This is a genomic window from Streptomyces sp. NPDC001507 (assembly GCF_042894765.1).
Lineage (GTDB): Bacteria > Actinomycetota > Actinomycetes > Streptomycetales > Streptomycetaceae > Streptomyces.
The window spans coordinates 1-9,830 of the sequence record NZ_JBIAVV010000024.1; the positions used below are offsets into that span (position 1 = coordinate 1).

Sequence of the window (9,830 nt, forward strand, 5' to 3'; positions counted from 1 at the left end):
CAACCGACCACCAGGGCGGGGAGGCGACTTCGAGGTCTCCCCGCCCCTGCCCGAGGGAAACCGATGGCCGTCACCCCGACGGTGAAGCCGCCGGACCTGGTGGGTGCATTCGAGACGGAGGCCCTGCCGCACCGCGCCCACCTCCTGGCCGCGGCCCGGCGCCTGACCCGCTCGCACACCGACGCCGAGGACCTCCTCCAGGAGACCTGTCTGAAGGCGTTCCGTTCCTTCCACCAGTACCGGCCCGGCACCGACATCCGTGCCTGGCTGCACCAGATCCTGATCACCACCTTCATCAACGACCACCGCCGCCGCCGAGCCAGGCCGCACAGCACCGAACCCCTCGACGAGAACCTGCACTTCCGTCCGGACACCGGGCCGCCGGTCTCCGCCGAGGAGCAGTACCTGGCCCGGTTCGCGCACCCCGACATCGGCACGGCGCTGCGCTCGCTGCCCGAGGAGTACGCGGCGGTGCTGCGGCTCGCGGACATCGAGGGCCTCGCCTACCAGGAGATCGCCGAGATCCTCGGCGTCCCCACCGGGACGGTGGGTTCGCGGGTGCACCGCGGACGCCGCCGGATGCGGGAGCTGCTGCCCCAACTCGACCCACGCCGTATCGGTCCCGCACCATCCACCCCTGCGAAGGAGCCCCTGACATGAACGCAATCGACAGACGTACCCTGCTCGGCCGCGGTGCGGCCGTGGCCGGTGGCGCGGCGGTGGCCGGAGCCCTGCTGCCCGCGGACGCCCACGCCGCGGCCGGGGCGGTCGGTCCCGGCACCGGCGCCGGCACCGGGAGCACGGTGACCCCCGGGGACTCCCGCTATCCGACCCTGAGGACCGGGAACAACCAGCGGTTCGTCGCCACCCCGGACTACGTGAAGATGATCCGCTCCTCGGCCGACGCCGAACAGGCGTTGGCCAAGGCCGTACGGAACGGCAAGCGGATCTCGGTGCGCAGCGGCGGCCACTGCTTCGCCGACTTCACCAGCAACCCCGACGTCGAGGTGATCCTGGACTTCTCCGAGATGACCGGGGTCGGCTGGGACCCCGCCATGCGCGCCTTCTACGTGGAGCCGGGCGCGCGGTTGCTCAATGTGTACGAGGCCCTGTTCAAGGGCTGGGGCGTCACCGTGCCGGGCGGCATCTGCTACAGCGTCGGCGCCGGAGGACACATCGCCGGCGGCGGGTACGGTCTGCTGTCCCGAGCCCACGGCCTGGTCGTCGACCATCTCTACGCGGTCGAGGTGGTGGTGGCCGACGCGGCCGGCCGGACCCGTACCGTCCGGGCGACCCGCGAGGCCGACGACCCCGACCGGGACCTGTGGTGGGCGCACACGGGAGGCGGCGGCGGCAACTTCGGGCTGGTCACCCGCTACTGGTTCCGCTCACCGGACGCCCGCGGCCCCGAGCCGTCCGACCTGCTGGTGAAGGCACCGGCGACGGTGCTGGTCAGCGCCGTCGACATCCCTTGGGACGGTCTGGACGAGAAGACGTTCAAACGGCTGGTGTACAACTTCGGGGCCTGGCACGAGCAGCACAGCGCCCCGGACAGTCCCTACCGGCATCTCAGCAGCCTGTTCAACGTCTCCGCCAAGGCTCACGGCAGCCTGGGGATGTTCACCCAGATCGACGCCTCGGTCCCCGGCGCCCGCGAGATGCTCGACTCCTTCATGGCGGCGGTGACCAGCGGCACCGGTGTGGAACTTCGCTCGCTGGACCGCGGCAACGGCGAGCTGCCGGCCATGCCGGGGCTGCACGAGCCCCGGGAGCTGCCCTGGCTCCAGGCCACCCGGCTGGTCGGCACGGACAACCCGACGATCACCAACCCCACCTCGCGCGGCGGCCACAAGTCCGCGTACATGCGTCGCAACTTCAGCGAGGACCAGCTCACGGCGCTCTACCGGTACATGACCCGGCCGGACTTCACCAACCCGGACACCATGCTGGTGCTGTTCTCGTTCGGCGGCCGGGTGAACGCCGTCGAGGAGCACGCCAGCGCCAACGCCCAGCGTTCCGCCGTGTTCAAGATGTGCTTCCAGACCTTCTGGAACGACCCGGCGGAGGACGACTTCTATCTGGGCTGGCTCCGGGATCTCTACGGTGAATTCTTCGCGGCCAGCAACGGTGTACCGGAAATCAATGACGCCACCGACGGCTGCTATATCAACTATCCGGACCGCGATATGACCGACCCGCGGTACAACCGCTCCGGCACGCCGTGGACGACTCTGTACTACAAGGGCAACTATCCGAGACTTCAGCAGGTCAAGCGGCGCTACGACCCTACGAACCTGTTCCGGCACTCCATGTCCATAGCTCCCGCACGGAGCTGATACAACACACCTGAAAGGCCCCTGGCCGGCGCCGCTCACAGGAGCGGCGCCGGCTTTTCTCATGCCCGGAGCCCACTGCTTCGTACAACCGGGAAAACGCACGCGTTGACCCTCCGTCCGCCCCGATGGAATTCTATTTCTCGTCAGTGCAGCACATCAGGAGAAGGAATTCGACCATGCTGATGGATTGGACGGTGAGAAAGAAATGCGAACTGTTTCGGTGGTCATAGGCACCCGGCCGGAGGCCATCAAGATGGCTCCCGTGATCAGGGCGCTCCAGGCGCATCCCGGTCTCGACCCGGTGGTCATCTCGACCGGGCAGCACCGGCAGATGCTGGACGAGACCCTCGACGCCTTCGGTCTGGCGGCCGACATCGACCTCCAGGTGATGGCCCCCCGGCAGACCCTCTCCCAGGTGACGGCCCGCATCCTCAACGGACTCGAAGCGCGGCTCCCCGGCCTCGGCGCCGACGCCCTGCTGGTGCACGGCGACACGGCGACGACACTGGCCGGCGCCCTGGCGGGCTTCCACCACGGGGTCCCGGTCGTCCACGTCGAGGCCGGACTGCGCAGCGGCGAGCTCTCCTCGCCGTTCCCCGAGGAGGGCAACCGGCGACTGGTCGGCCAGATCTCGGCGCTGCACCTGGCGCCCACCCCGGCCAACCGTGCCAACCTGCTCTGCGAGGGCATCCCGGACGAGACCATCGTCGTCACCGGCAACACCGTGATCGACGCCCTGCGCTGGGCCGGCGAACATGCCGTCGAGTACGGCGACCCCGCCCTGCGGGACCTCGACGAGGACCCCCGCCGGGTCGTCCTTGCGTCCGCCCACCGCCGGGACGCCTGGCCCCAACTCGCGGAGATCGCGGCCGCGTTCCGCCGCATCGCGGACGAGCCCTGCACCCGGGTGGTGATCCCGCTGCACCGCAATCCCGCGGTGCGCCAGGCGATCCTGCCGGTCGTCGCGGGCCACCCGGACATCACCGTCACCGACCCGCTGCCGTACCTGAGCTTCATGAAGCTGCTCAAGCGGGCCGATCTGATCGTCTCCGACAGCAGCGGCGCCCAGGAGGAGGGCCCGGCGCTCGGCAAGCCCACCCTGGTGCTCAGCGAGGTGACCGAGCGCAGCGAGGCCGTGGTGGCCGGCACCGCCAAGCTGGTCGGCAAGACCACCGAGCGGATCGTCGCCGCCACCCTCGAACTGCTGCGGGACCCGGTCGCCTACGACCGGATGGCCGGCGCCGCCAACCCCTACGGGGACGGCAGGGCCGCCCGGCGCACCGTCGACGCGGTGGCCTGCTTCCTCGGCCTCGGCGACCGTCCCGAGCCGTTCGTGCCCGAGACCCCGGTCGACCAGTTCGCCGCCGAACTCGCCCGCAGCGCCGACTACGAGCGGCACGCGCCCCAGCCGACCCTTTGAGCACCGAGGACCCGTCATGAACCGGAACACCGTCCGCACCCTGGAGCTGGGCGCCGAAGACATCCCGTCGCTGCTGGTGGAGAACGTCGACCACTACCGGGTGCGGGGGCCCGCCGTAGTGGTCAACCCCCATCCGGAACCCGTCCTGCTCGACGTCGAACCGCGGGTGACGATCCCGGCCCTGTCCTCCACGATCCTGGCGGACACCACGATCGTCGGCGCGCCCTCCGTGCTGGTCCTCGGCCTCCCGGAGCGGCCGGCCGCCGAGGTCGTCCGGGCGCCGGGCTGGCATCCGCTGGGTGAGCTGCTGCCGCCGCCGGACCCGGCCGACCCGACGGAGTTCCCCCGGCACACCCCGCTGTGGAAGGGCCCGCAGGACGGTGCCGGTACGGCCCGGCTGGACGCGCCCCACCTGCTCGGCGAGCGCCCGGACCGGGGCGCCGAGGAGACCTACGAGATCCGGGTGAACCTCTGGTACGCCCCGGCCGGCACGGACTGCGCCATCCACAACCGGCACGACTTCATCGAGGTCCACACCCAGATCGCCGGGGTGGGCCGGATGCAGAAGTTCCACGCCCACGACCACCGCACCCTCTACCAGGACATCCCGATGGCCCCGGGCTACACCACCCCGCAGCCGTTCTGCCGTACCGCCCCGGGCGGCGGCTACCACTACCCCTGGCACCAGTACCGCGCCGACACCGACTGCGTCTGGCTCGCCGTCGAGTACCACCGCCCCGCCCGCTGACCCGCCTTCCCGAGAGGACCCACGCCATGACCGAGAAGCACCGCACCGCTCCGATCCCGCCGGTCTTCGCCCCGGAGGTCGTCGCCGAACAACTGCGCGACGGCTACTGGCTGGAGGCCCCCGACATCGACCAGGACGGCCGCCCCGACCTGTTCGGTTACGGTCTGCGCCTCGGCGAGATCTACTGGTACCAGAACGACGACCACTGGACCCGCCGGCTGATCGCGGACGGCATCAGGATGCCGGTCGGCGCCGACTTCGCCGACATCAGCGGCAACGGCCACCCGGACGTGGTCCTCTGCTACGAGCTGTACGGTCCGATCGGCACCATCCACGACCCGGACCCGGCCGGCGGCAAGATCGACTGGCTGGAGAACCCGGGCGGCCCTGACAAGGACGAGTCCCGCTGGAAGCGGCACTACGTCGGGCGGGCCACCGGTATGCACCGGCTGCGCGTCGGGCACTTCACCCGCACCGACCGGCTCCAGATCGTCGGCGTCCCGATCGTCGCCGAGGCCGACGTGCACGCGGTGCTGCCGGTGGTGGTCTTCACCCAGCCCGACGATGTGCACACCGCCGCGGAATGGCCGATGGAGACCATCGACGACAGCCACTTCCGGATGATCCACGGCGCCGAGAAGAAGGCCGGGCTGATACCCGGCTCGGACCTCGACTCGCTGCTTTTCGCCTCCGACGAGGGCGTCACCTGGCTCTACTTCGACGAGGCGACCGGCCAGTGGGTGCGCAGGCTCATCGGCACCGGCGAGACCACCCAGTTCGAGGCGACCGGGTTCCGGGGCAGCGGGGACGTCAATGCCGGCCGGATCGGCGACGACCCGATGGCGTACGTCGCGGCCGTCGAGCCCTTCCACGGCAACACCGTCGCCGTCTACGCCAGGACGGGCACCGACGAGCGGGGCGAACCCGTCTGGTCCCGCACCCTGCTGGACGTGTACGGCGACCCCAACGAGAGCGGCGAGGGACCCGGCCACCAGATCGTCTGCGCGGACTTCGACGGCGACGGCGAGGACGAGTTCCTGGTGGCGCTGCGCGGCCCGTGGCCCTGGCAGGGCGTCATGTACTACAAGGCCATCGACCTGGCGGCGGGCGTCTGGGCCAAGTGGCGGGTCGGCGAGGAATCCGTCGCCCGGATCGCCACCGGCGACTTCGACGGGGACGGCCGCCTGGACTTCGCGACCATCGCCTACTCCGTCCAGAACTACTACGTGGCCAAGGACGCCAAGATCATGCTCTACCGGAACCGGACGCCGCGCGGCGACGCCGAGTAGACCCCCTGCCCCGACCTCCGCGGACGCCGCCCGGCCCGCCCGTCCCACCCGGCCGGGCCGGGCGGCACCGCCCTCAGCAGAAAGCCGTCGCCATGTCCTCCGCCGTCGTACCGCCGGGCACCTCCCGCCCCGGGAGCAGACCGTCGAAGCTGCCCTCGCTCACCGGACTCCGGTTCTTCGCCGCGCTCCTGGTGTTCTTCTTCCACTCCTCCCTCTCCAACAGCCCCGTCCCGCCGAACGGTCCGGTCAACCCGTTCGCCGACGACTCCCTGGCCCGCGTCTACGCCAGGACCTTCGTCTCCACCGGCTACATGGGCGTCTCGTTCTTCTTCGTGCTCTCCGGCTTCGTCCTGGCCTGGTCCGCACGGCCCGGTGAGCGGGTCACCGCCTTCTGGCGCCGCCGGATGACCAAGATCTTCCCCAACCATCTGGTCGTCGCCGCCGCGGTCACGGTGCTGTTCGCCGGGGCGGCCGTCACCGGCGTCTCCGAGTGGCTGCCGAACCTGCTGCTGATCCACACGTTCTTCCCGCAGGCATCGATCAACCTCAGCCTCAATCCGCCCAGTTGGTCCCTCGGCAGCGAGCTGCTCTTCTATCTGCTGTTCCCGCTGCTGATCGTCCCGATCCGCAGGCTGCGCGGCGGCGCGCTGTGGGCCTGGTCGGCCGTGATGGTCGCCGGTACCGTCGCCGTCCAGCTCGTCTCGACGTACCTGGTGCCCGACACGCCCAAGTCGGCGATCACCCCGGTCTCCGACGCGCAGTTCTGGTTCGGGTACCTGTTCCCGCCCGGCCGGCTCTTCGAGTTCGTGCTCGGCGCGCTGCTCGCCCGGATCGTGCTGACCGGTCGCTGGCCCCGCCGGATCGGCGTCCGCCTCTCGCTCGTCCTGGTCGCGGCCGGGTACGGGGCCACCTACTTCGTGCCGTTCCAGTACACCTTCGTCACGGCCACCGTCGTACCGATCGGCCTGCTGATCGCGTCGGTCGCCGACGGCGACGCCCGCGCCCGCGGCGGCTGGCTGCGCAGCCGCCCCATGGTCTGGCTCGGCGAGGTCTCCTTCGGCTTCTACCTGGTCCAGGGCGTCACCATCTTCTACCTGCGCAGCCTGCTCGGCTCGGAGCCGTTCAGCACCCCGGTGGCGGTGGCCGTCGTCGTCCTGTTCTTCGCGGCCTCGCTGCTCGCCGGCTGGCTCCTGTACCGCTTCGTGGAGATGCCCGCCATGCGCCGCTTCGCCCGCGCCCGGCGCCCCGCGCCCCCGGCGGCCACCCCGGCACCGGCGGCCGTACCGGCCCGGCGCACGGTGTCCGCCGCCGCACCGGACGGCGAACGGGAACTGACCTGAGTCCGGGGAGACTGACCTGAACCCAGGGAAGGAAACCGCCCCGGGTCCCGGGGCGGGAAGCTCTTTCCCTCCCGTGCGAAGTGCCCCGTCCTCCCGGAGGACGGGGCACTTCGCACGCGTACGCGGCTCAGCCGGCGGCAGCCGCCACCGGTGCGCCGGACCGCGTGCCGGACAGTCCGAAGCCCTCGGCCAGCAGCCGGTAGGAGCGCGCCCGGTCGGCCGGGTCCTGGGTCAGGGTGTTGACCATCAGCTCGGACACCCCGTGTTCCTCGGCCAGCGCCCGCAGCCGGGGGACGACCTCCTCGGGCGTACCGAAGATCATCGACCGCCTGCGCTCGGCAGCCCGTTCCGCTTCAAGTCCGGTCCATCGGTCCGCCCGTACGCTCGCCGTCGAGGGCAGCGGACGGTCGTCGCCGAGGTCCTTGCGGGCCCGCCACAACAGCATCGACCCGGCCAGTTCCTCGGCCCGCGCCCGGGTGTCGGCGAGCACCGCGCGTACGGCCAGCACCCCGCCGTGCCCGTCCCCGGGCACCGCACGGGCCTGGGCGCTCCGGTACGCGTGCAGTGCCTGGACGCCCGGTCCCGGTACCAGGAAGTGCGCGAAGGCGTAGCCCACGCCCAGCTCGCCGGCGGCCCTGGCCGAACCGGCGCCAGCCCCCAGCAGCCACAGCTCCGGCGGCACCGGCGGCACCGCCGTCACGGCGCGCGGGCCGTCGTCCGGGCCGCCCGGCCGCAGCAGCGCGCGCAGCTCCCGCAGCCGTTCCGGGAAGTCCCCGGCCGGTCCGCCGGACCGTCCGATGCCCATGTCGACCCGGCCCGGGTGGAGAGCGGACAGCACCGCGAACACCTCGGCGACCTTCAGCGCCGGATAGCGCGGCAGCAGCACCCCTCCGGTGCCGACCCGGATCCGGTCGGTCGCCGCGAGGACGGCTCCGGCCAGCATCTCAGGGGCGCTCCCGGCGAAACCCGGCGAGTGGTGGTGCTCGGCCACCCAGTACCGGGTGAAGCCCAGCCGGTCGGCGTCGCGGGCCAGGTCGAGGGAGGCCCGCAGCGCGTCGGCGCCGGTGTGCCCCTCGCCGACCGGGGACTGGTCGAGAACGGAGATCCGCACGCCGCTCACGCCTCCTTCCGGCTGCTCGGGCCAGGCCGGCCGCCCTGCCCGGGCCGGTCCTCGACGATCGCCGGGACGATGCGGTAGTCGCGCTGGAACACCAGGTTGTGCAGGTCGGCGGAGGCGATCGCGCGCAGGGTGGGCACCTCGGCGGCCGCCTGCTCCTCGGTGAAGACGTTCAGCGGCCAGTCGGCCACCGTGGCGCCGCGCAGATGCGGATGGTGGAAGCCCCGTCCGTAGTGCGCCATCAGCGTGATCGGCTGGATGTCCGTCTCCCGCTGCTCCGGCCAGGACAGCGTCCACAGCGCCGCGAGGCCGCCGTCCGGGGTGCGGCCCACGCCGGTGGCCTCGACGGTTCCGGTGTCGCGCAGCATCTCGTGGTCGAACTCCCGCAGCACCCGGCGGGCGTACGGGTCCAGCAGCGTGACCGCCTCGTGGAACAGCCTTTCCTTGCTCTGCCGGGAGACGGCGTCCCCGTGGGTGCCGTCGCGCAGGTCCCCGAAGTGGCGGCCCAGGGCCTCCAGGTGCGCGGGCGCCCCCGGGACCGGCGGTGATACAGGGTGCGTGGTCACTTGTCCTCCTGGTGTGCGATGTGGTCGGCGGTCTCGGCGAATCGGGCCGCGACCATCCGGCCCAGCCACTGGCGCATCGGATGCGCCCGGTCGGCGTCCCGGTGCCGGGACGGCATGACCAGCGCGGCGTGCGGGGTCTGGTGGAACAGCCGCAGGGAAGTCCGCACCCCCGCCCGCCGTAGGGTCTCCGCGTACCCGCGTACGTCGTCCAGCACCGGGTCGTGGTCGCCGACGGCGAGGACGGCCGGGGCCACGCCGGTGACGTCCGCGGCCTCCAGCGGGGTGGAGTACAGGACGTTCCCGCCGGTCCGCCGGGACAGCGGCGCGCTGCCCCGGTACCGGAGCCAGGCGGTGCGCAGCTGCTCGGCGGAGGGGTACGCGGTGGCGTCCGCCCCGTACGAGGGGTTGCGGCAGGCCGGGTCGAACGGCGGGTAGGCGAGGAACTGGCCGGCCAGCGGCTCACCGGAGTCCCGCAGGACCAGGGCGGCCGAGGCGGCGAGCGTCCCGCCGGAGCTGTCGCCGCCGACGGCCACCAGTGGGGCGCCGTTCTCCCGGATCGCCTCGCGCCGTGCCCAGCGCACCGCGGCCAGCACGTCCAGCAGCCCGGACGGGTGCCGGTGCTCGGGGGCGAGCCGGTAGTCGACGCTGACCACGGCGCTGCCGGAGAAGCGGGCGAGGTCCGAGGTGACCTCGTGCCACTGGGCCGCCGAACCGTACTGCCAGCTTCCGCCGTGCGCCCAGACCAGCCAGCCGACGGGCCCGGCGGCCGGCCGGTAGACCCGTGCCGGTACCCGGTGGCCCTGCGACGGCAGCAGCACCTCCTTCCAGCCGGCGGTGCCCTGCGAGGGGGTGTGCCGGAGGTCCGGGACACGCTTCACGACGTTCTCCTTTCCGGGACCGCCCGCCGTGGCCGGGGGTGCGGTGGCGGCGGGGTCCCCTTCGGCACTGTGCAGAGCCGTACGGCTGACGCCAACCGGCAGTTGGCCAGGTCGCACCGCGATCCGCCGTACGGGA

At 72.1% G+C, this 9,830-nt stretch carries 9 protein-coding genes; 6 read left to right on the forward strand and 3 right to left on the reverse strand.

From position 1 onward, the window contains the following. Positions 1-63: 63 nt before the first annotated feature. From ACFY0K_RS44615 to ACFY0K_RS44640, 6 genes are all read left to right on the forward strand, one after another. Positions 64-660: a sigma-70 family RNA polymerase sigma factor gene (locus tag ACFY0K_RS44615; protein ID WP_390644763.1), complete on the forward strand. Its 597-nt coding sequence runs from the start codon at positions 64-66 to the stop codon at positions 658-660. Next, positions 657-2,336: an FAD-binding protein gene (locus ACFY0K_RS44620; RefSeq protein WP_390644764.1), complete on the forward strand. Its 1,680-nt coding sequence runs from the start codon at positions 657-659 to the stop codon at positions 2,334-2,336. The genes ACFY0K_RS44615 and ACFY0K_RS44620 overlap by 4 nt, the downstream gene beginning before the upstream one ends. Before the next feature lie 205 nt (positions 2,337-2,541). Beyond that, positions 2,542-3,756: a non-hydrolyzing UDP-N-acetylglucosamine 2-epimerase gene (gene wecB, locus ACFY0K_RS44625; RefSeq protein ID WP_388605407.1), complete on the forward strand. Its 1,215-nt coding sequence runs from the start codon at positions 2,542-2,544 to the stop codon at positions 3,754-3,756. Positions 3,757-3,772: 16 nt separating this feature from the next. Then, positions 3,773-4,504 carry a hypothetical protein gene (locus ACFY0K_RS44630; RefSeq protein ID WP_390644765.1) on the forward strand — a complete coding sequence of 244 codons (732 nt, stop codon included), beginning with the start codon at positions 3,773-3,775 and terminating at the stop codon, positions 4,502-4,504. Positions 4,505-4,530: 26 nt separating this feature from the next. After that, positions 4,531-5,793, forward strand: coding sequence for an FG-GAP repeat domain-containing protein (locus tag ACFY0K_RS44635; RefSeq protein ID WP_388605409.1), 1,263 nt, complete (start codon positions 4,531-4,533; stop codon positions 5,791-5,793). A 92-nt stretch (positions 5,794-5,885) separates the two neighbouring features. Next, entirely contained in the window at positions 5,886-7,133 is a 1,248-nt protein-coding gene (locus ACFY0K_RS44640; protein ID WP_390644766.1) for an acyltransferase family protein, read from the forward strand. Between the two features lie 127 nt (positions 7,134-7,260). On the opposite strand, the gene ACFY0K_RS44645 is transcribed toward ACFY0K_RS44640, so the two are convergent. The 3 genes from ACFY0K_RS44645 to ACFY0K_RS44655 are packed head-to-tail and all read right to left on the reverse strand — an operon-like array spanning position 7,261 to position 9,694. Beyond that, on the reverse strand, positions 7,261-8,244 hold the full coding sequence (locus ACFY0K_RS44645) for an MsnO8 family LLM class oxidoreductase (RefSeq protein ID WP_390644767.1): 984 nt from the start codon (positions 8,242-8,244) through the stop codon (positions 7,261-7,263). A gap of 5 nt (positions 8,245-8,249) precedes the next feature. Continuing rightward, positions 8,250-8,816: a hypothetical protein gene (locus tag ACFY0K_RS44650; protein ID WP_390644768.1), complete on the reverse strand. Its 567-nt coding sequence runs from the start codon at positions 8,814-8,816 to the stop codon at positions 8,250-8,252. Beyond that, positions 8,813-9,694: an alpha/beta hydrolase gene (locus ACFY0K_RS44655; RefSeq protein WP_390644769.1), complete on the reverse strand. Its 882-nt coding sequence runs from the start codon at positions 9,692-9,694 to the stop codon at positions 8,813-8,815. The genes ACFY0K_RS44650 and ACFY0K_RS44655 overlap by 4 nt, the downstream gene beginning before the upstream one ends. Positions 9,695-9,830: the final 136 nt, after the last annotated feature.